This is a genomic window from Methanolobus mangrovi (assembly GCF_031312535.1).
GTDB classification, from domain to species: Archaea; Halobacteriota; Methanosarcinia; order Methanosarcinales; family Methanosarcinaceae; genus Methanolobus; species Methanolobus mangrovi.
The window spans coordinates 2,244,121-2,270,057 of sequence record NZ_CP133594.1 but is presented as its reverse complement, the minus strand read 5'-3'; the positions used below and the strand labels follow the sequence as shown (position 1 = coordinate 2,270,057).

The window sequence follows — 25,937 nt, the reverse complement described above, 5'->3', positions numbered from 1 at the left end:
AGATATGATCAGAAAGTGATCAGATAATTTGTCTCGTGTATTCGATCAGGCCACCAGCATCCATAATTCCCCTGACGAAATCCGGCAGAGGTGTTGCCTGATATTTCTCATTCTTTGTGACGTTGGTAATCTCACCTGAAGCAAAATCAACAGACAATTCATCACCATCATCTATTTTATCAGTGTCAGGACACTCAAGAAGTGCCACACCGATATTAATGGAGTTCCTGAAAAAGATACGTGCAAATGATTTAGCGATCACACAGCTTATCTTTGTTCCTTTCAGTGCAATTGGAGCATGTTCTCTTGAAGAACCGCAACCAAAATTGTTACCGGCAACAATGATGTCACCTTCTTTGACCTCTTTTGGGAATTCAGGCCGTACACCTTCAAAAGCATGTGCAGCAAGCTCTTTTGGGGTATTCATGATAAGATACCTTCCCGGAATAACAGCATCCGTATCAACATCATCTCCGAATTTCCAGACTCTTCCGTTCATATTTCCACCTGATTAAGATTATTAATGATTATCAATACTAAAGTTGAAACTATACCTTAGATATCATTATACTAAATAATACTACTGGCAAATTGATAGCTTCATAAATATTGAATTAAGTTAACTGTAAATGCTCCAGAAGCAGGTTATAACGAAAAATCATTAGTAATAACAAACCCAAGGTTAAGCAGATGGTCAGCAAGAAGGATCAAGTCATACTTTCCATGCTGCAAAATGGAGCAAGGACGCCAATATCAGAGATAGCTAAAGAAGTTAATCTCAGCGAGAACGGAGTCAGATACAGACTTGAAAAACTGGAAGACGAAGGATACATCAAAAATTATACAGTGCTATTGAATCCTAAAAAATTTGGTAAAAACACCTTTGCGATATTCAATCTGGAAATGGAGCCTAAAAAAACAAAGGAAAGTATAAAGAAACTCATGCAAATTGATGAATTCATCAAGATATACCAGACAACCGGTCAATACTCCATCAAAGCATTCGGTCTTTTCAATGATGAAGAAGAGTTGACCAGCTTCATAAACAATCATCTTCTTTACGAGATACCTGTGCAGAACTACAGTGTAGAGATCATAACCAAAAGTATCAAGGACAGTATCTATTACGTCTGATCAGAGCTTTTTGTACCATACATTCATACTTTCGATACCCCCGGAAATATTGGTATTGTTTACAAGGGTTCCGGCATAGATATAGGAATGACGTGAAAAAACCGTATTCATACCATATGACTTTGCTCTTGCAATTGTATATGCTGTTTTGATGCCCGTATCGCGCATATTAGATTCCATCTCACCCAACAGATAATAGGAATATCCTTTTCCCTGTGATTCTGGAAGTGTTGCAAAATCAGTCATTTCAACGTTGCTGTTGCTAACATCCATCTCACATGAAGAAACGGCAACGAGTTTTCCATTTTTCCTTATTCCAAAATAAACAAAATTCTCAGACATTGTCTTAAGCAAATAAGTGGCATCGCTTATTGGAAAAGGATACGTCGTGAAGACCTGCTCATACAGATCAGCCATCTCTGGCGTATCAGCTTCCCTGCAAACAATAAATCGTTCATCATCTGAAAGTTCCACATCTTTATGCACATTGAATTTTGAGATTGCAGCTTTCAGAACAGAGGTATTCTCCTGGGAATCAGGTTCCTGCATACGCGCCTGAGAAAGATACTTTGCCATGAAACTGGCATCTTCATCCCCGTTGAAGAAGCCAGGTATAAGGGCTTCTTCAATGTGATCCCTGTTCAGAAAGTATTCCTTTGCAGATACAGGTATCTTGGAAAATATCTTCGAATAATTGTTTTCCTGCGCAATTCCTTCAATAACGGATGGCAAATACTCAAAGTCATCTGTCGCAAGCTTCATGAGATACACACGGTCATTGAATGGACCATGTTGTATCAGGGAACCTGCAATCTTTTCCACCTGATCACACAATGTTCCGTCTCTCCATGCGCGCAGTATCTTCAGGAACCAGACTCAATGCATCATCATAATCGGATAGCAGACTTGCAATTCCCACTGATTTTGATTCCTTTGCCTCATCAAGTTTTAACTGTAATTTGCAGTCGTCGCACTTTCGATCACAATACACAGCTTCGTATGAATCCGGCTCTGCATATGAAGTGATCACACCCTCATAGTTTCTCAGGATAACCTTGTTCGTGGACCAGGAGATAAGATAATTTGGCATAACAGGGATCTTACCCCCACCACCGGGAGCGTCTATGACATAAGAAGGAACCGCAAAGCCACTGGTGTGGCCAATCAGGTTTTCCATTATCTCCATACCTTTGCCAACAGATGTCCTGAAATGTGTCAGGCCCTCTGAAAGGTCACATTGGTATAGATAATATGGCCTGACCCTGTTCTCTACCAGCTTATGGAAAAGTCTCTTCAGTATCCTGTAACAATCGTTCACACCTGCAAGCAGGACTGTCTGATTACCCAGCGGGATTCCTGCATCTGCAAGTTTTCGCAGGGCTGCCCTTGATGAGGCCGTGACTTCTCGCGGGTGATTGAAGTGAGTATTCACCCATACAGGATGGTGTTTTTTCAATACATCCACAAGATTGTCAGTTACACGGTACGGAAGAACAACAGGCATTCTGCTGCCTATTCTTATGACCTCCACATGTGGAATAGCCCGAATTTCTGTGAGGATCCAGTCCAGATACTCATCTGAAAGCATGAAAGGGTCACCGCCTGAGAGAAGGACATCCCTTATCTCCGGGTTGCTGGCTATATATTCAATTCCCTGAAGGACTTCATCTTTTATGGGTATTGAATCCACATCACCCACTTTTCTTTTTCTGGTACAATGCCTGCAATACATAGAACAGACGTTGCTTATATGGAAAAGCACCCTGTCAGGATACCTGTGCGTGATTCCAGGCACCGGGCTGTCGTGGTCTTCACTTAATGGATCTTCCATGTCATCGCAGGAAAGGACCAGTTCATTAGGTGAAGGGAAGGATTGCATGAATATAGGATCGTTCCTGAAATCCTCGACTTCAATGAGTGAAAGGTAGTAAGGAGTTATGGATAATGGAAATGTATCCAGTGTTTTCTCAAGTGCCTCTCTTTCATCTGCTGGAAATTTGATGTTAAGAAGCGTTTCAAATGTATCAATATCGGTGACCGAATGTCTCAATTGCCATTTCCAGTCATTCCATTTTGTGAGGGGTTCCTCAGAATCAATTCTATCTACAATATTTTGTTGTCTTGTTTCGTATGATTTCATCGAATCACTTATCAATATAGGATTTTGCTTTACAGAAGATAATGAAAAACAGAATACCTCAGAATAAATAATTCCGGTTTTTGGAATAATTGTTCACCACAAACAATTTTCTGTGGTTGATCTTCTATATTTAGATATACATGCTTGGTTCTTCATAAAGAATCTTTTATGACAATATAAAAGTTATCTGATGATTCCGCATATATGCAGGCACATTTATGCAGAAACAGAAAAAGATAGAATTAAGAGATAATTGCCGGATCATCCCCACCGTGCCAGCTAAGACGAGGCCTCATTCTTATTAGATGAGCTGCTTCCGTATTATCGTCCACAACAAACGCTGCTCCCTTTTCAGAGCCCATTTTCATGAGGGAATCACCGAAATTTTCCTCCATGTATGTCGGCCTGACAGATTCAAGGACACGTATATCATCCTGAGATGTAAGCCGATGACATATAACAATATCTGATTGTGAAAGCACATCAGGGTGTATGGAAGAGGGACGCTGGGTTGCAAGAACTAATGACAATCCCGGCTGACGGCCCTGTTTTAACCACTCATTCAACAGAATATCCGAAGCAAGAGTGTTGCCCTGAGATGGTAAGAACTGCTGGGCCTCGTCGATGAATAACCATACCATTGGAATACCTTTTTCAACATCTTTGTCGCCCATCATTATTCTTTCATAAGACCGCCTGGCTTCAAGCCTTAAATGATAGATGTTCCGGGCAATGGAACTGACCAGCGCAGACCTTACAGCCTCATTTCTTATCGTACTTACATCAATAACAGATGTAGAGCCGCCTTTTACCATATCCTCAATGCCCTCGCTTTTTTCAGCGAATATACCCCATGCCATAGCAGTTCTGAAATGATTTTCCACAGCACCTTTTGTGGTTATTTCAGAACGTTCATCTTCCATTACCAGATCAAGGATATCTTCAAAAGAGAATGCACGGTTCTTTTTCAGAACATCAATGATCCTGATGATAAGCACACCGGGCGGAGAAACTGCCTCCATACCAAACAATTTGCACCACTCATATCCAGACATTTGTGATATTGGAATAGACAGTGGCTTTACCACAATATGACGTTCTTCATAACTTCTCTGACTTCCGGCAGGTACAAAAATGTCCACATCAAAACCCCTTGACACAAGTTCCCATTCATCAATGACGGACGTTTGTATTTCATTGCCCTTGCTCAATGTCCAGAAAATTCCCATGGTATCGATGACAACAGAAGAAACATTATCTTTGATATGAACTGGAAGCATCATCAGCTCTTCCATGAGAATTGCCATTGTATAGGATTTACCATATCCCCTCTTTCCTGCAATGAATATAGCATGAGGATGATTTACATCAAGTGATACATGGGAACCGGAAGACCGGTCACGTGCAAGATACCTTCCCATGTAAAGGAGAACATCTTCACAATTTCCACCAAGGATGTATTGCTGTTTTGAAACACCTGCTGTAAAAGAACCTTCCATAGTGATTGGAAAAGTAATAGCACAGTATATATTACTTTTTATTTGGTTCTAAATTGTAAAAGTATCCATCACAGAAGATTAAAATGAGATACAGCCGACATTATAAAATAAAAGAAGAAACGTGAATAAATTGACAAAATATATATAGCCCTACCTATATGTAGGGGGACGAGGAATCTCCGTCATCACATCATTCCCCTCTGATGCATTGATTCTTAAATGTGTCATACCCCAAACTTCACCCAAACCATCATTATGTGAGGTTCCTCTTTTAATCATCTTTTATACGTGAGAGTATTCCTCTTGCAGCTAACACTCCTGTTGCTGATGAATTTATAAGATCACGTGAGAGACCGGCACCATCACCTGCAACGAACAGATCATGAATATTGGTCTGCATTGTGCGGTCAACATCTATTTTAAGCGAATAGAACTTCACCTCGGGAGCATACAAAAGGGTGCAATCTGAATCAACACCGGGAATTATTTTGCTCAGCACTTCCAGACCTTCGATTATATTCATCACGATCCTGTGAGGCATTGCCATGGAAATATCCCCTGGCGTGACATCTTTGAGGGTGTTGATAACTGCATTTCTGGAAATATGTTCTGCTGTTGACCGCCTACCCCGCCTCAGGTCCCCAAGCCGCTGCAAAACAGGTTTGCCGCCACCAATCGTGGTTGCAAGTTTTGCCACTGATTTTGCATATTTGATAGTATTTTCCATAGGTCGTGTCAGTTCCACATGCACGAGGAATGCAAAATTAGTATTCTCAGATTCCTTACTATGCATCGAATGCCCATTTGTTGCAACAAAACCCTCATATTCTTCCTTCACAACAAAACCATGTTCATTTGTGCAGAAAGTCCTTACAAAGTCATCATACCTGCGTGTATATATGTGGAACTTAGGGTCATGATTTATCCTGGTAATGGGGTCCATGATAATAGAAGGAACTTCCACACGTACTCCTATATCAACTCCGCTGTATGAATATTTTATTGAATGGCGATTCACAAGACCATCCATCCATTCATAACCCACTCTTCCCGGAGCCAGTATAGTATACCTGGAATTGATCATCCGGTTTTCCAGAAGCACACCATGGCATTTGCCCTTATCTACAAGGATATCTTTCACTCTGGATTCAAGAAGAAAGGAAATTCCCTTTGATCCAAGATCATCCTTCATGCTGGAAATAAGAGCCGTAGAATAATCCGAACCTATGTGTCGCTGTTTTATATCTATAAACCTGGCACCTGCAGAAGCAGCTCTGCGCTTTAGCATATCTGCATCACCACCTGAAGCAATATAGGATTCCTGAGGTACACCATATTTCAGATATATACTATCGACATACTCCACAAGTTCCCAGGCACTTTCGTCATCACCGGTCTGATCTGCCAGATTTCCACCGATGTCAGGCCTCAGGTTCAGCGTCCCGTCAGAATAAGCACCTGCACCACCAACGCCGCAAAGAATGGAACATGGAGTACAATGTTCACATGATAACACAGAGGACATCGGACAATGTCTCTTATCGATGTCCTTGCCTGCATCCACTACAAGTACTTTCAGATCAGTGCCTGTAAGCTCATAAGCTGCAAAAAGTCCTGCAGGCCCTGCGCCCACAATCACAACATCATAATCGTCTGTTGCATTAGAAATAGTACCACACCCATGGTCCCCGTCAGAAAAAGAGGACCATAGATATTATTGTAAGTATTAGGATAAGATTTTATCCAGCTGACCGGTGGAACTTGCGATCTTAATTTCCTGAGCTATTCTTTTGCCGGTGGAAAGATCCGGTTCGATGAGGTCAGAATAAGGTGAGCCTGCAAGATATAGGTTAGTACCTGCAACTATGCGGGCGGATATTTCAAAGACCTTGATCTCAAGCTTGTCCGTAACTACGGTTTCCAGACAGAAAGGACCGATCATACCGTCAAAGAGCTCTAAAGACTGCTCAACCACTTTTTCACCAATACTGAATATCTTTGGCAGCAGTGATTCTCTTGCAACAAGAGGAACATTTCCTGTTACCACATAGGTTGGAATGATATCTGCCTCTGCAAGTTCACGTGGTGAACCAAGCCTGAATATCTCATCAGCGTTAGATTCCACTCTGCGGTCCATGCTAAGCATTTCAAGGATACCGGTGCTTAATTTATAGCCATCTTCCCTCAGCGGGGAATAGAAGAAGTGAAGGTAATATCTTGTGCCCACAATGAATTCCTGGATAGTGAATTTCTCATTGGGATCAACGTGTTCCTTGAACTCTTCATAGTTCTTGGCCACAAAGAAACCACGTCCTCCTTTTGCGCCGTGGTACTTGACCATAACAGGGCCATTGATCTCCTCAGGTTTAACAAGCTTTGGCATCTCAAGACCTGCACCTTCCAGCCACTCGCGTTCCATTTCCCTGTCAGATTCCCATTCAAGAACCGCCCTGTTACCAAAGGTAGGGATAGCCATTTCAGCAAATGCGTCAGTGCCCATGTACTCTACAAAGGAACCGTGTGGAATGATAATTGCGTTCTTTGACCTGAGTTCATCGAGGATGTTTGGTATGTCCGCGTAACTCTCAATAACGATGAATTCATCCGGTTTTGCCAGTGGAAAAGCATCATAGAATCTTGGAGGTTCTTTTACACAGATTCCTATGGTCTTGAAGCCTTCCTTTCTTGCACCGTAGAATATCTGAAGGCTTGAGTGAGAACAAACAGTAGCAATGCTCAGAGCATTCAGATCGTAGTTCTCAACAATTTCCATTATTCGTTCTTTAGTAATCATAGTGTAATAGCCCCTAGAATTTATCCCATATTGTTCTAGCTATTCTTTAACTTTACGAGTTACATCTGATATAGTGAAGACTTCAAACAGAATTGAAGTTAAAGGAAACAATATAAGCCAATGTTTGTATACTGGATTATATGGGAGATAACGACGAAAGTACATATTCTGAAAAAGTGCTCATTGTACCCCTCAATGAGGATTCAAAAAAGATCACCCAGATACTTTCCAATGAAAAAGCAATGAAGATGCTTGAGATTCTTGCAGACAAGCCAATGTCTGCCAGTGATGTAGCTGAAAAACTTGATATTCCGCTTACCACTGTCAAATACAACCTCGACGGACTAATTGAAGTGGACCTAATAAAGGTCAGGGAAACAAAGTGGAGTCGCAAGGGAAGAGAGATAAAGATCTATGAGCCTGTGCAAAAACTGATAGTTGTAGCACCAGGAGGCATGAAAAACGACAGATCATCCATCATAAGCATGCTGAAAAAATACCTGGGCCTTATTGCAGGAGCTGTTTTTGCGGCCACTGGACTTGAGGCTATAACAAGAAGCTTTAGTTTGGGAGCAGGGCCTTCAATAGCACAGGATACTGCCACAGCACCAATGTTTGATGAAGAGCCAATGGCATTCATGGCCAAGGATATTGCCCCGGAATTTGAAACACCTGAAGTAGAAGTTGAAAATTTTGCAGGGGCTGAAATGCCCGTAGATGATTCCGCCATGGGTGTTGCTGTCGATGAACAGACAGTTTCAGCAGATATCACGGATTATGACGTACCCACCGAATCATTTAGTTCAGATAGTTTACCGGTTGATGGCGCAAGCCCGGAGATACTTGCAGCATCTGCGCCAAATGGAACAGATGCAGGAGCCGATCTTTTAAGAGAAGGCATAATCCCAAATGCCACAAACCAGACTCATGCAATACCTGCGTCAAATACATTCACTGATAACATGACTGCTATGGCAGAACCTGCATCAGGAATATTCCAGCAGGGAATTCTGTCACATGTCAGCATATGGTTTTTCTTTGGATGCATTTTCGTTATCGCTTTGTTGTTCGTAAGAGAAATGTATTATAGAAAAAAGAACATATGAAGCCAGAGTGAATGGTATGAGAATTGCTCTGAAAATAGCATATGTAGGCACCGGATATCATGGATCGCAGGTTCAGCCGGATGTTGCAACAATAGAAGGCGAGCTGTTCAATGCGCTCACGCAGCTTGAGATAATAGAAGACCCGAAATCTGCCCGTTTCTCAAGTTCCGGAAGGACAGATGCAGGAGTACATGCCAGGGAACAGGTAGTGGCATTTAATACAGACAAGCCTAACCTCGCCATACCAAGGGTGATAAATTCCAAGCTCCCAAACTCAATATGGGCATGGTCATATGCAGAAGTTCCCGATGACTTTGATCCGAGAAGATGGGCGGTCAGCCGTAAGTACCGATACATCATGAGCGGGGAACAATACGATATTTCCAAGATAAGGGCTGCTTCCAAGATTCTTGTGGGAGAACATGATTTTGCAAACTTCTGCAGTAAAGATGAAGACAAGAGCACAGTCCGCAATGTCGAAAGAATAGATGTACGTGTAAGCGGAACCCTGACAAAGATCGATATACAGGCTAACAGTTTCCTCTGGAACATGGTCAGGAAGATCGTTTCTGCCCTCACAATGGTGGGAAGCGGAGTCAGGGATGAGGAATGGCTTAATCAGATGCTTGACCCCGAATCTTACGAGGAGGGACTGGAACCTGCTGCTGCATACGGACTAACCCTTATGGAAGTAGAATATCCTCAACCTATTGAATGGTGTGAGGATGGTTATGCCATACGAAGGGCTAATGAGAATGTACATGATTACCTGGTGCGCCACCGTGTCATGGCAGAAGTGATGGACCATCTGGTCCCTAAAGAATGAACTTTACTTTTTTTATTACTACAAATGCATCTCCAGGCAAGTATCAAAGATATGGTCATAGACTATGAGTTAATACGCAGAGATGTAAAAAATCCCAGACTTGAGTTCCGGGACCAGCAATTGTACCTTATAGTCCCGCATGCACACAAGGACCATGAAAAGGTCATTCACAGGCATAGGAGATGGATCTACAACAGGTTTTCCCGGGTTCAGAAGTTAAGAGAAATATCAAAGGATGTTGAGCTGGTGGCAGGCAGGTCAGTCGAGGAGCTAAAGGAACTTGTAAACTCCTTTGTCGCAATGATCGGGAATGAACTCGGGGCAAAGCCACAAAGAATCGGGTTCCGAAAAATGAAAACTAAGTGGGGAAGCTGCAGTTCTAAAGGAAACCTGAATTTTAACAGTCACATGAGGCACCTGCCAGACAGGATTATCGAATATATCGTATTCCATGAGATGGTACATCTCATCGAACTCAACCACAGCCATCGGTTCTGGAATCACGTCAAAGAACGTTTTCCAGATTATAAAGAATACGAGACACTGCTTGCAGCATACTGGTCACTCATACAGAAGCAATGTACTGGTCAGTCCTTATAAAGAACCGTGAATGTCCTTGTTAGGCTCTTGTGAACTTTCTGCGTGAATACATCCGCAACTCTGAAACCTGCATTCTCTGCAAATTCTATCACCTTGATCTCTGATACAACCACTGCAAGTTTTCCCTGTCTGAGTACCCTGTACATCTCGCCAAATGAATCACTATACAGGTGATGCAGGGATTCTGCCTTTATGGCTGCTGAACGGCCATATGGAGGATCGGTCACGATTGCATCGACACATGAATCCTTGAGAGGAACGCGGCACGCATCGCCCACCAGCAGGGAATAGTCAGTGTTATATTCATCAAGGTTCAGCCTGGCACCATGGGATATCTTATGGCGGACTTCGATGCCAATCACATGAGCACCTACCAGTCCTGCTTCCACAAGAATACCAGCCGTACCGCTAAAAGGATCAAAAAGGGATTCTCCATCCTTTACCTGTGAAATATTCACCAGTGCCCTTGCAACTCTGGGCATGAGCACTCCCGGATAGAAAAATGGTTTTTTATGTGGCGCACGGTGCTCATATGCACCCCTGTCAACAGAGGCTACAATTGTACCAAGGATTGCCCTGTCAGTCATTATTAAACGAAATGTTATATCAGGATTCTTGAGATTTGCTCGGAACCCTTTGCGGAAAATACTGCCACCAAGCCTGCCTTCAATATATTCCCTGTTGACATCACCGTGATGCCTGATTCTTTTTGCGCGCACAACGTATGTCTGACCTTCGGACAAATGTCCTGACAGATCTGAGGCATCGCACATAGAAATAATGGAATCATTGTCCATGTCACAGATTCCCACTACTTTCAGTATATGATGGGACATGGCGAGCCGGTCTGCGATAAATACAAGCTTCTCATCGACATCCTCGCCTTCAATATCAAGAACGAGGCACTGATCAAAGAAAGCATGCTCCCTGTACTCAAGACCTACCATTGAAAGACATGCAAATACCTCTTTACATGGCAGGACGGCGTGCTCCCCGGATAACTCAAAAGCATACAGCATAATAACTGCAATAGAGAATAGAAGTACTATTTAAAGCGTTTCAATGAATGGCCGGATAAAAACAAAATAGGAAATGTGTGAGGAGTCAGAACATCAGTTCCAGTGCTTCTCTCCCTGTCATGCCTACTTTGATACCAAGGTCTATGGCTTTCTGGGTAGCACCAATAACAAGTGCCTGAAGTACATCATCAAAGGTACTGACACCTTTTACCTTAACTGCAACATCACCAAGGGCACCTGCTGATTCCATATCCAGATAACCGCACATAACAAAGCCCTTGTCTGCCCTGATCACAAGCAAAGGAGCATTCTGCATCTGGAAACTAAGGCCCAGAGCCGATCCATTATCAAGTTCTATTTTCTCGACCAGCATATATAATCACTGATTCCATAGTGTATTTAAGAGACATTAACTCTATCGGAGTTTAACATTCCAAGTAACCTGTCAGTAAATCCCGGGAATATCGTATCAAGTAGTGAGGAATCCACTTTTGAAGTATTGACAGGTGTCGCTTCTACTATAATTTCTTCTTTTTCCTGAACAGGTGGTTCTTCAATTGAGAAATCAATGACAAGTTCTCCTGTAAATCCAAACTTACCGGAGATGCTTGTCCCTTTTGAGCTTTCTTCTATAGATTTGTCGTCAATGCCTTCCACAGATATCAGCTTCATTCCTGCAGGAATATTTATGACTACATCCGTCCCGGGTTCGCCCTGGAACCACATGTGTGAACCGGATTCTGAAAGTGGTGTTTTGAAATTATAAAATGCCTGATACTTGTTGATTATGTCTTTTTCCCCGCTAACAGGTCCGATAAGTTCAGTGGACATATCGGATTCCACTCTCAAAAGAGTCACATTCTTTGAGGAATTGTCTATTTTCACATCCATATTATTCTCTATAGACTTCTGAAATGACTTGCTGGTACTTACATCGGCTTTAAGTAATTCCCATGCACTGACAAATCTATCATTGTCCCCGAATTCTACATCAATGAAGGCTTTGAATATCACTGACCGGTCACCGGAATATGTTTCAGTGTATTCCCAGACCATGCTGTCGGCATTTACATTGATGTTGTTATCCCATTCATATGCAGCACTTGCCGGAATGGAAAACATTGAAAATAATACGATGAACAATAATAGATTTTCAATCCTCAATCTTATCTCATCCCGTTTTTTATAGGGTTGTGACTTCACACCCGTCGTCTGTGACAATGACTGTGTGCTCTGTCTGGGAAACCATTCCACCACCTACTTCCTTGAGTACGGGATATGAATGGATAATCCCCGCCTTTTCAAGTTGCATCAGGGCAAAATCGAGCTGTGGAGTCTTAAGCCATCTTTTTGCGAATGGAAGCGTCCTGTATGGTTCGAGCTCCTTAAGGAGAGCTCTTGCAGCTGGCAAGCGTACAGGTTTTCTGTTTATGACCTGGAAGATCTCTGTGAGGGAACCATCCACTACTTTCCCAACACCATCTGTTGCAAAGGGCTCTATAGCTATGAAGTCACCTGTTTTAAGTACAACACCTTTGCTTACCCGCCTATTTGGTATACTGGGATGTGCGTGAGGGATATACTGTGCAAGCCCATGTCCGGTAAGGTTTCCTACAGGCTTATAACCGTGAGCCATAATCGCATCCTCTATGGCGGCACCGACGTCTGCCGTATCAACGCCGTTTTTGACAGTATCGATAGCAGCTTTAAGGCCTTCCTCAGAAGCCTTCACAAGGTCTCCGTAGTTGCCCGAAAGGTCGATCGTAATGGCAGAATCTGCGATGTAACCATCCACATGAACCCCAAGATCAAGTTTTATCACATCCTCACCAAAGACAGTTTCATCTCCGGCAAGTGGGGTTGCATGTGCTGCCTCATCGTTACGGGAGATATTACATGGGAAAGCCGAACCATCTGCTCCAAGCTCGACAGCCCTGTTCTCCACAAAATCGGCAATTTCAAGCAGGCTGACACCTACCTTTATTTTGTCTCTTGCCTCACTTCTTACCTGTGAGAGTATCTTTCCTGCTTTGACATATTTATCGATGATCTCTTCGATATCCTTTACTTTATCAACCATTTGAAATCTCCTTTAAGCACTTGTTGTCTCAGGACTAATATACGAATTTCTTTTCCATCTCTGTGAGGTTCTCAAAACCATCAGATGTCACAAGAACCAGGTCCTCGAGACGTATGCCTCCAACATCGGGATAGTATAATCCCGGTTCGATTGTGATGACATTCCCTTCTTCAAGTTCAACATCACTATTACCTACAAAAGGAAGTTCATGTATCTCAAGTCCCACACCATGCCCCGTGGAATGGATGAAACCTACATTTGAACCTTCCCTGATAGTATCATATCCTCTCTCTTTGAAAACATCACAAACCGTGTTGTGTATGTCACTGCATTTGACACCCGGCTTTACCATTTCCGTTCCGGCTTTCTGTGCTGCAAGAACAGCTTCATACATGTCCGCGAGCTTCTCGGAAGGTTCACCTTTAAGCACCGTCCGGGTCATGTCGGCATAATATCTTTCCCTTTTGCTGCGGGGGAAAATATCTATGACAATGGGCTCATTGGCCCTGAGAGGACCCGTACCTTCCCAATGAGGATTTGCAGAACCGGTCCCACCGGCAACTATGGTGCTTTCTGCCTCACAGCCATGTTCAAGAAGAGTTATATCAATTTCCTTGCGAATCATTTCAGATGTCAGGGCAAAGCCATGGTAATTGAGTACGCCTTCAACATCTTCAGACTTTCTGACCATCTCAGCTGCTGCTTTCATTGCTTTATTACAGGCATCCTGGACTTTTTTTATTATTGCGATCTCTGAAGGATCCTTTCGTGAGCGCAACTGGGCAAAAGGACTTTTGATGGCTTCTATGGAAAAACCCTCTTCTTTAAGAGTCTGGGCAACATGATATGGAAAATTCCGCGGAACTGCTACCCTTCTTGCGCCTTCCTTTTGCAGAATCTCTGCAAGGCAGTCACAATATGCAAGAGCCGGGTCTTTTCTTTCCTTTACTTTTGACCTGTAGTCACAACCCTGTAATGTACGGATATCAGACACCCTGGACTCGATCTCTGCCCTGCCTTTCTCCATATCAGAAACAAGTATTGTTTCAGCACCATCTTTCGTATAGAAGTACGCAAACTCGTCTGAAGCGAAGAAGCGGGTTGCATAATAGATGTCTGCATTGTTCGAATTCCCGACCATCAGATATGAATCTGATTTGTGGCTTTCCAGCGCTTTGGAAATATCAATGGGAACCTTTGTTGAAGTCATAATATTATCTAGTAGTTACTAGTACAAAATTGTTATCAAATGTAGAGCTCAAAAAGGTAACAGGAAATCCAGGATAGTCGAACCAGTCATACATCAGATATATTCCATGTACACAGCATTGTGGGTGATACTACATATTACCTGTTTTTGTGCCCATAAACATTCGATGTATCCACATCCACATTATATACAGCTCCATAAATAGCAAGTATTATGCACAACGCAAACCAATACGTTTCGCAATTTGCAAATATACCTGATTTCCTTAAAGATGTCAAATATATCATATTGTTCTACGTACTTGGTGATTTCCTGACAACTGCCCAGGCACTTAACTATGGGTTTGAAGAGAATAATTTCCTGGCCATGGTGTTCCAGAACTATGGCGTAGAGTCACTTCTGGTTCTGAAGGCATTTTTCCTTTTTATTGTTTACTGGAATTACAGAATACTTAGAGAATCAGATTCAAAGTGGACAGATCTCCTGTGGGTAGTATCCAGAAAAAGTATCGCGATTGTTGGTTTGTTCCTGGTGGTGAACAACCTTATGGTCATTTTCATGGAATGCAGCTTGCTGCAGGTAATCCATACAATGACTTTTTAACTTCCTCTAAAACGGAAAAACGATAGAAAAACGGCAAATTCCACCATTTTTCTTTTTCATTCTGCTGTTTTGTAATTTGATTACGCTTTTCTAACCACATACCTACAAAGGAAAAAAATAACCTCGTATGAAAGTGTTATTGCAACAAAAGAAAATAGATTAATTTCGATGAGATTAGTATATTTGATCTGGCAAGCTCATCTGACAAACGCTGAGAACAGACCCAGACTTATCATCAGTAAAAAATATACGGATACCAGAAGTACAATTCTCAGTATTGTAGAAGTACCTTGCTTACTAAACATAACTGTCTTTAAAATAGATGAAATGATATAAATAGTTTTTTCGCAGTGAGAAACTTATGCCTGTATCAATCCCTACTAACATCTGACTTACAGGCAGGAATCGATGATTGTTGAAAAGATAGTATTTTATCAGGAAACACAAGACATCTAAAGATGACACGTAAACAACTTTTTATTTATTCCAGGTTTGAGTTTCCTTTGAATAAAGAAAGAATCAAGCATCAATAGCCGACCATTCCTGCCAATAATAAAAAGAATGCCATCATTAAGACATAGGCAAGAACAACAAATACTATTTTTGTTGTACTGCATTTACAATGTTCATTCATATATACCATTTAAAAGCACGCAAGTGAGGTAGAAAAAGTGATGCACTATATGCTTTTATTTTAACGTACATATAAAATGCCCTGTAGATTAAACAAATTATAAAATAAAACAAGAGTAAAACTCAATGATTAGAAATTAAAGAAAAAAGAACCCGGATAAACCGGGATTGAGGTTTTAACGCCCGAACCGGGATTCGAACCCGGGTCGGAGCCTCGACAGGGCTCCATGATAGGCCTCTACACTATTCGGACATTTTGCAAGTTTTCGCTTGTGAGCACCCCTAAAAGGCGATGCTTGTATATAAAGCTTTTCCATGATTTTGGAAGTCCCGCCTCCCAGACTCGAACCGGGGACATCGCGGTGCCTGCGCGTAATGTGATCATATCACATGAATCAAACTACAGCCGCGCACTCTACCACTGAGTTAAGGCGGGTCTAACAAATCATGCTTCAGCACGACGATGCCGTGCGATGCAACACTCCAATACGCACAATCATACTTAGCTCTTTCGCCGAAAAGTGGGCATGAACAGAACGAGCATATAAATCAAAGACAAAAACGAAGTTCAATAGAAACAAAGAACAAGAACAACAAAATAAAATTTAAAAGAAGTCCACCCTGAATTCAGGATGAACTTTAATGTCAATATCAGAAAGTATCCAGTTCGCCGTTAATAACCATCTTGGTTATCTTTGTGACATCAGCAAGCCACTCATCCATAACAACTTCGGTTTCTGCCCTTATGGAAGCAAAGTTTGCGCCGTCTTCAGGAATGATCTGTGCACTTGCCACAAGTGGCTGGTCTATTGGCTGACCAATCTGGGAAAGCAGCTTAATGTAGACATCCTGAACCTCAGGAACAGCCTTCACAATATCCTTTGCCATCTGGGTGGAAAGCAGGTTATAGATCTTGCCGATGTGGTTAATAGGATTCTTACCACTGGTCGCTTCCATACTCATTGGCCTGTTAGGAGTAATAAGGCCATTGCAGCGGTTACCTCGGCCAACTGAACCATCATCACCCATTTCAGCAGAAGTACCTGTCACAGTCAGGAACACAGACTCACACTTAAGATTGTCTGCGGCATTTATGAAGGTTTTAACATTACGCTCTGTACGCTTAAGCGCAAGATCGGTCACATAATCTGCCATCTCTTCCTTAAGATTGAGATAGTGATCCAGATCGTCAATATGCTTACCAACCATTCCACAGCATATTGTAAGGTTGATATCATTCCCATCTCTCAGACCCATGACCTTAATATCAGTTCCAATACCCGGAATCTTCTTTTTCAGATCAGTTACCAGCATTCTCTCTGACTCGTAGACAATCTGTTCAAGTTCTGAAAAAGGAGCATGACCGACACCAAATGAAGTGTCATTTGCCATTGGGATCCTGTCCCTGTTAAAAACATCCCTAAGGTCTGATGAACCGGTACCAAGTTTACAATCTATTATGATGTCACTTTCGAGGTCGATATCTACTATGGTAGTCCTGAGGTATTGTCTTGCTGCCCTCAGAGCAACAGACTCTGCAGGGATCTCCACGCCTTCGAACTCCTTGGTTGCCCTTCCCACAAGCAGGGTGTATATAGGCTGGATGACCTCTCCACCACCAAACTGTGGGTTTGATCTTCCTGCCACAATCTGAGTCTCATCAGTATTGTGGTGAAGAACTACACCGCATTTATTGACATATTCCTTGCACAATGCACGGCTAACTGCTTCTGCAAGACCATCGGAGATACTGTCAGGGTGTCCCACACCCTTTCTCTCCACAAGTTCGATTTGCTGTTTTTCCACCGGCGTTTCAATCAGGTGTTCAACTTTGATGTTTCGCATCATTATTAATCCTCAATAATATCAATTAAGAGACAAATGAAAGATAAGGATACATAATTGAAGTTAATTATGTATCCTTCGCTATACCTAGAGATTATACAATATATAATAATATCCGTCCATAATGATAACCCTGAGTTATATTCGCGCTTTTATTAAATTCACAAAACGGAATATAAGTCCAGCGTGAAGTCTATATGCTATAAAAGTCTTTCAAAGAACGTTCAATTGATACTGATTATAATTTCACAGAAGGATCCACATGATACGTATTGCAATACCCAATAAAGGGCGCTTACATGACCCAACCGTAAGTCTCCTCAAAGAGGCAGGATTGCCTGTACTTGAAGGAGGGACAAGGAAACTTTTTGCCAAGACAACAGATCCTGAAATCACTTACCTGTTTGCAAGAGCCGCAGATATTCCAGAGTATGTACAGGATGGTGCCGCCGATGTGGGCATAACCGGTTTGGACCTTATACATGAAACCGAATCTGATGTTGAGATATTACTGGACCTTAAGTTTGGAGGAGCAAATCTCGTCCTTGCCGTACCGGAAGATTCTCCTATAACCTCTGCAAAAGAGCTTGAAGGAATGCGTGTTGCTACCGAATTCCCCAATATTACTGCCAAGTACTTTGAGAATCAGGGAGTGAAAATAGAAGTCATTAAAGTAAGCGGTGCATGCGAAATGACCCCTCACGTAGGAATCGCTGATGCCATTGTGGACATCTCCAGCTCAGGCACCACTCTTGTCACCAATCATCTCAAAATGATAGAAAAGGCATTCACATCATCAGTCTACCTTATTGCAAATAAGAAGACAACGGAAAACAACGATAAGATAGGACAGATCAGGACCGCTGTCGAGAGTGTCCTGAGAGCAAAAGGAAAACGTTACCTGATGATGAATGTACCAGCTGATTCACTGGAAATTGTCAAGAAAGTCCTACCAGGAATGGCAGGCCCCACTGTTATGAAAGTTGAATCCGATGATTCTATACTTGCAGTGCATGCCGTTGTTGATGCAGGTAGTATCTTTGCCACAGTGGATGAACTCAAGAAGGCAGGTGCTAAAGACATACTGGTAGTGCCTATCGAGAGAATGATGCCCTGAGGTAGCATGAGCTTTGAAGTTATCCCTGCCGTTGATATGAGAAACGGCAAATGTGTACAGCTTGTCCAGGGCGTTCCCGGCAGCGAGATGGTCTCTATAGATGACCCAGTAGCAGTAGCCAAAGACTGGGTATCTCAGGGTGCAAAGACCTTACACCTCATAGACCTTGATGGCGCCATTGACGGAAAACGCAACAATGCCCAAATCATCGAAAAAATAGTAGAGGAATGCAAACCTCTTGGAGTGGAGATCCAGGTTGGCGGAGGAATACGCTCTTTTGAAAATGCGGCAGACCTGCTAAAACTCGGGGTTGACAGAGTTATACTCAGCACTGCAGCCATGAATAATCCACAACTTATCAAAGAGCTTGCAGATGCATTTGGAAGCAAGCACATCAACGTTGCACTTGACTCCAAAAATGGCAAAGTGTCTATTGAAGGATGGCAAAAGCAATCCGAATTCACAGCTGTTGAAATGGGGATAAAGTTTGAAGAACTGGGAGCCGGAAGTATCCTCTTCACAAATATAGATTCTGAAGGATTGTTGCAGGGAGTAAACACCACACCTACCGAAGAACTGGTTAATTCAGTCGGCATTCCGGTAATCGCATCCGGCGGAGTTACAAAGCTGGATGACCTAATTGCTCTGAAAAAGACAGGCGCAAAAGCAGTTGTTGTCGGAAGTGCATTATACACAGGAAAGTTCACACTTCCAGAAGCAATAAATATTATCAGTGAAAATTTATAAAATAATAGAATGACCAGGTGCATCCATGAGAAAAGCAAACATATCACGTAAAACCAGCGAAACCGATATCAACATCGAGCTGGAGCTTGACGGAGAAGGCATTGCAGACATCAGCACTGGTATTGGATTCTTCGACCATATGCTCACTGCATTCACAAAACATGGCAACTTCAATCTCACCGTAAAAGCTACCGGCGATCTGGTAGTTGATGATCACCACCTCATAGAGGATACTGGAATCGTTTTGGGGCAGGTAATTGCAGAAGCACTTGCTGACAAAGCCGGTATTGCAAGATTTGGTGAAGCACGCATACCAATGGATGAAGCACTGGCAAGTGTGGCTCTTGATCTTGGAGGACGCAGTTATCTTGTAATGGATGCAGAGTTCAAAGCTTCGAAAGTGGGAGAATTCAGCACACAAATGGTAGTTCATTTCTTTGAAGCCATTGCCCAGAACTCAAAAATAAATATGCACGCTCATGTTTATGGTGACAATGACCACCACAAGATAGAAGCACTCTTTAAGGCATTTGCTTATGCCCTTCGAAGAGCTACAGTCATTGAAGGAAAAGGTATTAAAAGCACCAAAGGTGTGCTTTAAACCTAGAATATATAGTTTCAGTCCTACTGGAACTTACTCCTTAATTTATCATAGAAGGCCTGTTCTTTTCCCTCTGTCTTTTTTGAGAGCCTTTCAACTATCAGTTCAGGGGTGCTTTTTGCAATATAATTATAGCGAGGACTTCTGTCCACTATTAAATTAAGATCAGCATCCAGCCCACTTGCCTCTATTCCGTCAACTCTGATATCACAGGTCGTATTCTCCATTATCTGCTCTGAAAGATGCGATACAAATATAGACATGGTACTGTTGTTCTCAGTTAGCACCTCAAGAATACCAGCCATTATCTTTGCAGAAGCCCCCGGTTCGGTGATCGATTCAAGTTCATCCGCAAGCACAAATTTTGCAGAATCATCAGCCACCACGGAAAACTCGGTAAGAGTCGTTTCGAATGCACCTGCATCCAGAGTGCCTTTGGATTTGGCAAAGTAGTACATAGACTCAGTAAGAGACAGTTCCATATGCCCTGCAGGAACAGGGAATCCCATATGTGCAAGGATAATACTCTGGGCAAGAAGTTCCAGAAGAGAGGTCTTACCTCCTGAATTCACACCACTCAAAAGCACAACCCTGCTGGCCTCATCTCTGGGACTCAGGCTGTTCTCTCCCACCGAATAATCAATTGGTACTACATCACCATGCCTGGAAAGCAGGAAAAGGTTCCTTCCACCATTAAAACCAATCCCTGTGTGTTCCACAATTTCCGGCATCATAAGATTGTATTCCTGGGCAAAAGTACCGATAGCAAATCCTACATCGAAATCGAGTACTTCACGAACCATCTCCCGGACAATTTCCCTGTAAGAAGACAATATGCGGGAAACTTCGCGCTTGTGATTGAATTTTCGTTTCAGGGATTTTGTCTTCAGATGTTGTTTTAAAGCATTGAGTTTATCAACGTCAGCTTCAACAGGATGCATTATCTCTTCCGGGAAAAGAGAATCAACCATTAATCTTTCTTTCCTCTCAAGCTGAAGTTCATTGCATATCCTGTCTGTACATTCTTTTACAATAGAATGATAACTCTTGTGAAGCTTCTTTCCAAGCATCTCTTTCAGCTCAATTGTACCATTCATCACCTTCAGCATATCCTGTCCACTGAGAGTCATCTGACTATTCTCAAGACAGGAATTAAGACTATCATTCAAAAAGCGGACTGTTTCTGAAACGGTTGAACTAAGCTTATCTATAGCATCGGAAACCCTGTCCACCTCTTCATCCGTACCATGAGCAATATCACCATTCTCATCAATTAAAGCCAGCGTGGAAGCAAGCAACTCAAGTTTATCGTCGTCCATTCGGTCAAAAAAATCAATTCCCCTGGAACGAAGCAACCTTATCACTTTGATAGAAGATTCCAGTGACTTGAGATTTCTGGAAAATGCAACTATTTCCTTTTCAGGTATAACCTTGAAATCATCTATTTCCTGCATGTCAGAAAAGAACTCAGGCTCCACGTCTTCAGGAAGATCGAATGACAGGTAATCATCACCTACAACGATGACCTGGGAAAAGCCTCTTGAAACATCAATAAATTCGGAAAGGGAGCGCGCAAAATTCACATCGACCAATCCTGCAAAACGTTTTCTGGCATATTCGTAACTATCCTGGTCAGATGTTATGATAACCCTGTCACGTACCTTAGGACACTGGTGTTTAAAATTGAGTTGAGTCGTCTTTGACAACAGATCAACAATAGTCTCATCAGTTTCCAGCAATTTGGCAGTTTCCATGTAATATGAAACCGATTCACGCACCTTCATTATCTTTTCGACTTTGGCAGAAGGATACGGGAAAAAAATATGCAGTTTGTCCCTGGAATATCGAGTGTGTGCAAACTCCTTGACAAGGTCAAGCAATTTCTCATACACATCCATTGACTCCTTGGTCCTTAGAAAATCAGAGACATTTACACCTTCAACCCTGGAAGCGACATCCTGCATCAGAGATATGGCATAACGCTGGCCAACGCCTTCTACCTCGGAAATACTTGCTATATCCCCGGCAAGTATAGCATCAAGTGCCTGGTTCTCACTACCGAAATGATCTACAAAACGTTTAGACATTTTATCCCCAATACGAGGAATATCCTGTAAGGTCCTGACTTCAGCTAACATTATACCTCCAATTAGGATACGAAATTATCCAGAGTGCAGTTTGCAATCCCTCTTTCAACTTTGTACCTATCCCTTTCCGACATCCCACTCATAGATGCTGAAGCCTTAGGCTGCAGTTTTTTAGCATGGCTTTTGTTTCTTCGATTCGGGATCATCTGTGAATCATAGTACATATCCCACATATCATCGACCTCATCACGTCCATTGGAGAACTCCAGACTTCCTGCCAGTGAGGAGGGAACCTTTGTGAAATGTTCAAGACCTACGTGTCTGCCATTACCGATCCATGCAATTTCCCCCTCGATAACTGAAACGGGAAGGTCGGGGTTCTTCCTTGCAAGCCAGCGACAGAACATATCCCCTATCTGATGTGGTGAATCGACTTTAACAGACAGTACCCCATTCACAAAATAGGGACGTGCAAACATGCATAAACGATGATATGAACGGGTTACATCACGCATGAAATTGTAGTATTTCTTGCCGGTGATACTCTTCCCGGAATAAAGAAGATCAACATTATCTTTACAGGAACATAGAAAACGAACCAGTTCAACAGGTGATGAACTTCTATGTCTCAATACCATGGCTATGTATCCTTCAACGTCAGGGTCACGCTGGAACATTCTTGAACCCTGTTTTCCAAATATGTTGCGAACGAGTGTTGTTGTGTCTGCAATACCTCTGAAACCAAGCACCTTCACCTCATCAACGCCAGCGAAATCCATTTTTTGTTGCAGCCCATCTTTATCCTTTGCAGAGATAAGATCACAATTCGGATCTTCCATGAGTTCTGCACAGGCAAGCAGAACACCCCCGACATTTTCCCTGAAGGCTACTATCATGCACCCACCCCTGCAAAAGAAAAAAGATTAGTCTGTTTCTTTCCATTTATCGAGATAAATGGTCGTGCGCGGGCCAGCACAATACCCATGCGTGAAAGTTCCTTTTCTGATGCTATAGGTCTTGACTGCATGATCCTGTTCGCACCGACAGGACCAATTCCAGGTACTGTAAGCAATTCATCCCTGCTTGCAGAATTTATGTCCACCGGGAACATATCAGGACGACATGATGCAAGAAGCATCTTTGGATCAGCATTGCAGAGAAAACCATTATCATCGAGGACATGATCCAGATCATTTGCGGTCAAACCATAGTCCTTTAAAAGATAAGAGGTCTGATACAGCCTTGTTTCCCTCCACTGGGGAGAAGGCTCATTATTTTCAAGAGGCGTGAACGGGACCGGATCAAAACTCATGAAATATGGCCTTCTTAATTCATATTGGTCCATGAACTTCTCGACAGTTCCAATGATCTCCCTGTCAGATTCCTGCAGGGCCCCTACAACGAATTGAGTGTCATTAGCACCAATGATGCGACCTCTGGAGCCTGCATCACGCCTTTTTTTATTAATAAGGTCCCGTGTCCACTGTAAGCGTTGAAGCACATCATTTTGGTAATCAAAATTCGGACATATTTCTGAATAGTTCAGTGAACTTGTAGTCTCCGCATTCACACCAAACTTATTTGCACAATCTGCAATTTCCTCAAGCAGGTACTTCGGAGTACCGGGCATCACACGAATATGGATATAACCGGTAAATCCCTGACCCCTGAGAAGTCTTGCAACCTCCAGTTGCTTCTCTGCAGTTCTTTCAGAATCCCCCATCACACCAGAGGATAGGAATAGACCCTCTATTGCATTTCTTCTGTAGAAAGACCATGTGATCTTTACAATTTCCTCAGGACTTAATGATGCACGTACAGAATCCCTGCCACACCTGTTAGGACAATATGTGCACTCACCTGAACACGAATTTGTCATCAAAGTCTTGTAGAGTTGTATGCAGCGGCCATCAGGCCCAAAAGCATGGCAGACTGCACTCTGGTTGCAACTATCATATTTGGTGCCTTCGGACAATACTCTCATCCTTTCCATAAGCGTCATATGGTGCTCATTAACAGGATTCCTCTGAATCATCAGTGAGCAATACGCCTGACATGGATATAAGCAACTGGCAAGCGGGGTGAAAGTATTCATTCATGAGGATGTAGCCAACGCACCCCTTTAAGCAGGAACAAAACAAAAAAGTGAAAGAATAAAATGAAGGAGGTATTGATGGAGATGTGATAGTGAATCTACTAATTAATAGAGACTAAATAGAAGATCATTCTTTCTTGAATTTGACATTCACCTTCAGGATGCTTATTGGTTCCAGTTTCTTCCACAGAACTGTTGCTTCCCTGTCAAATCTGAACTCATTGACATTCTGATCAGAGAACTCACCGTCAACCTCATAGATGAAGAAACCTTCTTCGCCGTTTGTGGAAACAATATTGTCCTGTCCGTGGACATTTTTCACTTCCACTACTGCGGCTTTTTTAAGTGCTTCCAGAAGTGTAGCGCCCTTTTGGACTTCGACTGTCCTGGAAGGTGCAAATATATCCAGTGCATTGAAAATATTTTTATTGTTCAACTGCAGGACATGCGTTTTACCATAGACCTTACGCTGTATAAGGTCAGCAGCTTCGAGTATATTTGCATGCTTTGCAGCAACAGGAACAGAAATACTCAATTCCCTGGCAAGTTCGGATATATGCATTTCACCTTCAGTGAGCCTTTGAAGCATCCTGAGTCTGGTCTCACTACCAAGTGCACTGAACAGTTTTAAACGGTCCATTTGCTCTGGATTTTCTGAATCATTGTTATCGAGAGTGCTCATAAGTAAGAGTTAATGTAGTGAGGTATATATAAGTTTCTACGCAAACAGCTCATTAAACAGACTTTTATCTTAGAGATATAACAAATAATACAAATAGCCCATAATAAATGAGCTAATAAAAGAGATATGATTCACCCATGCAATGCACGCTTCTGTTCAGAGAGCTTCTCATCGAGAGAGCGCAGGTCACTTGAAACAAATTCGTGCGTAAGGAAATCAGGGGACACGAAATCGACTATTTGCGAACACTTCTCACTGGTAAATGGCATATGATGGTCCATCTGTTCAAGGATTTCCATAACAGACAACAAACGGTCATGGAAAGGCATATCATCAAACCCGGCCGGAAGTTCTTTCCCAATGGAATTACGCATGTATTCTCCCGACAGGCTGCAATGGAAATGCATGCCTTCAATTCGCTTGATGAAATCTTCTGAATGAGTGGAAAGCAGATCCATTACAACATCTATTGAACATTCCTCATCCTCACATTTCATTGTAGCATTCATAAGATGCCCCGTATCTAACACAAAAGCCCAGTTATCAAAATCAAGAAGAGAAGAAAAATATTCAACATTCATAGGCTCAAGGAATGTAAGTCCCGGCCACCAGAGATTCTCAAAGAATAAACGGACCGGAGGCTCACCGTTTGGATAAACAGATACCGCCTTATTCAGGAATTCTGCAGTTGTTTCGAGCACATCATGGTCAGTGCAATCAAAACAGCGTGTAAAGACCTGTGCCATTTCCGCATAGGAAACATGGAATACTGCATACGATGCATCCAGAAGTGCGGCATTCTCAAGTGATCTCCTGAAATTATCGATCACTTCCTCACGATTGCTCCCCCCAAAAACGTAAACCTTCTCAAACTCCTCCATTTCCTGGGAAAAAGCAGAAGGATCTGCCCATGCCCTATGTCTGCCCATCCAGTAAGGAAGATGTACACCTTCTATGAGATCAACTGGAACATCAGGAAGCGGGGATGAATCCACAAAGAGTTCTATCCCATCCAGATCATGCCTGACAAGGAAATTCCGAATTTTGCCCCAATCATGGTCGAACATTTTCATGTCATTCTCATAAAGAGATAAATTCATCAGTTCTTTCATTTTTGCA

At 42.5% G+C, this 25,937-nt stretch carries 25 protein-coding genes and 2 tRNA genes; 8 read left to right on the top strand and 19 right to left on the bottom strand.

Annotated elements, in window-relative coordinates:
* Positions 1-19: 19 nt before the first annotated feature.
* Positions 20-499: a 3-isopropylmalate dehydratase small subunit gene (locus RE476_RS10925; protein ID WP_309307668.1), complete on the bottom strand. Its 480-nt coding sequence runs from the start codon at positions 497-499 to the stop codon at positions 20-22.
* A gap of 191 nt (positions 500-690) precedes the next feature.
* Between RE476_RS10925 and RE476_RS10920 the strand changes: the two genes are divergently transcribed.
* Complete coding sequence (locus RE476_RS10920) at positions 691-1,134, top strand: Lrp/AsnC family transcriptional regulator (protein ID WP_309307667.1); 444 nt, start codon at positions 691-693, stop codon at positions 1,132-1,134.
* Here the strand turns inward: RE476_RS10920 and ablB are convergent, their stop codons facing one another.
* The 5 genes from ablB to RE476_RS10895 all read right to left on the bottom strand — a co-directional run bounded on the left by ablB (position 1,135) and on the right by RE476_RS10895 (position 7,567).
* The gene (ablB, locus tag RE476_RS10915) at positions 1,135-1,956 is read right to left on the bottom strand and encodes a putative beta-lysine N-acetyltransferase (RefSeq protein ID WP_309307666.1); all 822 of its coding nucleotides are present in this window, start codon (positions 1,954-1,956) and stop codon (positions 1,135-1,137) included.
* A 4-nt stretch (positions 1,957-1,960) separates the two neighbouring features.
* A complete protein-coding gene (gene kamA, locus RE476_RS10910; RefSeq protein WP_309307665.1) occupies positions 1,961-3,274 on the bottom strand; it encodes a lysine 2,3-aminomutase in 1,314 nt (437 codons plus the stop codon).
* Positions 3,275-3,516: 242 nt separating this feature from the next.
* The gene (locus RE476_RS10905; protein ID WP_309307664.1) at positions 3,517-4,773 is read right to left on the bottom strand and encodes an ATP-binding protein; all 1,257 of its coding nucleotides are present in this window, start codon (positions 4,771-4,773) and stop codon (positions 3,517-3,519) included.
* 271 nt (positions 4,774-5,044) lie between these two features.
* On the bottom strand, positions 5,045-6,442 hold the full coding sequence (locus RE476_RS10900; RefSeq protein ID WP_309309606.1) for an NAD(P)/FAD-dependent oxidoreductase: 1,398 nt from the start codon (positions 6,440-6,442) through the stop codon (positions 5,045-5,047).
* Between the two features lie 57 nt (positions 6,443-6,499).
* The gene (locus RE476_RS10895) at positions 6,500-7,567 is read right to left on the bottom strand and encodes a formate--phosphoribosylaminoimidazolecarboxamide ligase (RefSeq protein WP_309307663.1); all 1,068 of its coding nucleotides are present in this window, start codon (positions 7,565-7,567) and stop codon (positions 6,500-6,502) included.
* A gap of 140 nt (positions 7,568-7,707) precedes the next feature.
* Here RE476_RS10895 and RE476_RS10890 point away from each other — a divergent pair, with 140 nt between their 5' ends.
* From RE476_RS10890 to RE476_RS10880, 3 genes are read left to right on the top strand one after another with little or no spacing between them, the layout of a single operon-like run.
* Positions 7,708-8,673 (top strand): ArsR/SmtB family transcription factor, encoded by a 966-nt coding sequence (locus RE476_RS10890; protein WP_309307662.1) that lies wholly within the window; start codon positions 7,708-7,710, stop codon positions 8,671-8,673.
* A gap of 16 nt (positions 8,674-8,689) precedes the next feature.
* Positions 8,690-9,499 carry a tRNA pseudouridine(38-40) synthase TruA gene (gene truA / locus RE476_RS10885; protein ID WP_309307661.1) on the top strand — a complete coding sequence of 270 codons (810 nt, stop codon included), beginning with the start codon at positions 8,690-8,692 and terminating at the stop codon, positions 9,497-9,499.
* A 24-nt stretch (positions 9,500-9,523) separates the two neighbouring features.
* A complete protein-coding gene (locus tag RE476_RS10880; protein WP_309307660.1) occupies positions 9,524-10,099 on the top strand; it encodes a M48 family metallopeptidase in 576 nt (191 codons plus the stop codon).
* Here the strand turns inward: RE476_RS10880 and RE476_RS10875 are convergent.
* From RE476_RS10875 to RE476_RS10855, 5 genes are all read right to left on the bottom strand, one after another.
* Positions 10,087-11,118 (bottom strand): TRM11 family methyltransferase, encoded by a 1,032-nt coding sequence (locus RE476_RS10875; RefSeq protein ID WP_309307659.1) that lies wholly within the window; start codon positions 11,116-11,118, stop codon positions 10,087-10,089. The two genes, RE476_RS10880 and RE476_RS10875, sit on opposite strands and share 13 nt — an antisense overlap.
* Positions 11,119-11,203: 85 nt before the next feature.
* A complete protein-coding gene (locus RE476_RS10870; protein ID WP_309307658.1) occupies positions 11,204-11,491 on the bottom strand; it encodes a YunC family protein in 288 nt (95 codons plus the stop codon).
* Positions 11,492-11,517: 26 nt separating this feature from the next.
* Positions 11,518-12,282: a hypothetical protein gene (locus tag RE476_RS10865; RefSeq protein ID WP_309307657.1), complete on the bottom strand. Its 765-nt coding sequence runs from the start codon at positions 12,280-12,282 to the stop codon at positions 11,518-11,520.
* A gap of 19 nt (positions 12,283-12,301) precedes the next feature.
* Complete coding sequence (gene map, locus RE476_RS10860) at positions 12,302-13,198, bottom strand: type II methionyl aminopeptidase (protein WP_309307656.1); 897 nt, start codon at positions 13,196-13,198, stop codon at positions 12,302-12,304.
* A 34-nt stretch (positions 13,199-13,232) separates the two neighbouring features.
* On the bottom strand, positions 13,233-14,408 hold the full coding sequence (locus tag RE476_RS10855) for a Xaa-Pro peptidase family protein (RefSeq protein ID WP_309307655.1): 1,176 nt from the start codon (positions 14,406-14,408) through the stop codon (positions 13,233-13,235).
* Between the two features lie 213 nt (positions 14,409-14,621).
* Here RE476_RS10855 and RE476_RS10850 point away from each other — a divergent pair, with 213 nt between their 5' ends.
* Positions 14,622-15,011 carry a hypothetical protein gene (locus tag RE476_RS10850; protein ID WP_309307654.1) on the top strand — a complete coding sequence of 130 codons (390 nt, stop codon included), beginning with the start codon at positions 14,622-14,624 and terminating at the stop codon, positions 15,009-15,011.
* Positions 15,012-15,824: 813 nt separating this feature from the next.
* Here RE476_RS10850 and RE476_RS10845 read toward each other — a convergent pair.
* The 3 genes from RE476_RS10845 to RE476_RS10835 all read right to left on the bottom strand — a co-directional run bounded on the left by RE476_RS10845 (position 15,825) and on the right by RE476_RS10835 (position 17,492).
* Positions 15,825-15,897: transfer RNA gene (locus tag RE476_RS10845), tRNA-Asp, on the bottom strand.
* 75 nt (positions 15,898-15,972) lie between these two features.
* Positions 15,973-16,080: transfer RNA gene (locus RE476_RS10840), tRNA-Tyr, on the bottom strand.
* Between the two features lie 215 nt (positions 16,081-16,295).
* Complete coding sequence (locus RE476_RS10835; protein ID WP_309307653.1) at positions 16,296-17,492, bottom strand: methionine adenosyltransferase; 1,197 nt, start codon at positions 17,490-17,492, stop codon at positions 16,296-16,298.
* A gap of 259 nt (positions 17,493-17,751) precedes the next feature.
* Between RE476_RS10835 and hisG the strand changes: the two genes are divergently transcribed.
* The 3 genes from hisG to hisB are packed head-to-tail and all read left to right on the top strand — an operon-like array spanning position 17,752 to position 19,954.
* Entirely contained in the window at positions 17,752-18,606 is an 855-nt protein-coding gene (gene hisG, locus RE476_RS10830) for an ATP phosphoribosyltransferase (RefSeq protein WP_309307652.1), read from the top strand.
* A 6-nt stretch (positions 18,607-18,612) separates the two neighbouring features.
* On the top strand, positions 18,613-19,353 hold the full coding sequence (gene hisA / locus RE476_RS10825) for a 1-(5-phosphoribosyl)-5-[(5-phosphoribosylamino)methylideneamino]imidazole-4-carboxamide isomerase (protein ID WP_309307651.1): 741 nt from the start codon (positions 18,613-18,615) through the stop codon (positions 19,351-19,353).
* Positions 19,354-19,378: 25 nt separating this feature from the next.
* Complete coding sequence (gene hisB, locus RE476_RS10820; protein WP_309307650.1) at positions 19,379-19,954, top strand: imidazoleglycerol-phosphate dehydratase HisB; 576 nt, start codon at positions 19,379-19,381, stop codon at positions 19,952-19,954.
* 23 nt (positions 19,955-19,977) lie between these two features.
* Here the strand turns inward: hisB and RE476_RS10815 are convergent, their stop codons facing one another.
* The 5 genes from RE476_RS10815 to RE476_RS10795 all read right to left on the bottom strand — a co-directional run bounded on the left by RE476_RS10815 (position 19,978) and on the right by RE476_RS10795 (position 25,930).
* Positions 19,978-22,092: a MutS-related protein gene (locus RE476_RS10815; RefSeq protein ID WP_309307649.1), complete on the bottom strand. Its 2,115-nt coding sequence runs from the start codon at positions 22,090-22,092 to the stop codon at positions 19,978-19,980.
* An 11-nt stretch (positions 22,093-22,103) separates the two neighbouring features.
* Complete coding sequence (locus RE476_RS10810) at positions 22,104-22,937, bottom strand: DUF4130 domain-containing protein (protein ID WP_309307648.1); 834 nt, start codon at positions 22,935-22,937, stop codon at positions 22,104-22,106.
* Positions 22,934-24,076: a radical SAM protein gene (locus tag RE476_RS10805; RefSeq protein ID WP_309307647.1), complete on the bottom strand. Its 1,143-nt coding sequence runs from the start codon at positions 24,074-24,076 to the stop codon at positions 22,934-22,936. The genes RE476_RS10810 and RE476_RS10805 overlap by 4 nt, the downstream gene beginning before the upstream one ends.
* Positions 24,077-24,263: 187 nt before the next feature.
* Entirely contained in the window at positions 24,264-24,818 is a 555-nt protein-coding gene (locus tag RE476_RS10800) for an ArsR/SmtB family transcription factor (protein ID WP_309307646.1), read from the bottom strand.
* A 131-nt stretch (positions 24,819-24,949) separates the two neighbouring features.
* Positions 24,950-25,930 carry a TIM barrel protein gene (locus RE476_RS10795; RefSeq protein ID WP_309307645.1) on the bottom strand — a complete coding sequence of 327 codons (981 nt, stop codon included), beginning with the start codon at positions 25,928-25,930 and terminating at the stop codon, positions 24,950-24,952.
* Positions 25,931-25,937: the final 7 nt, after the last annotated feature.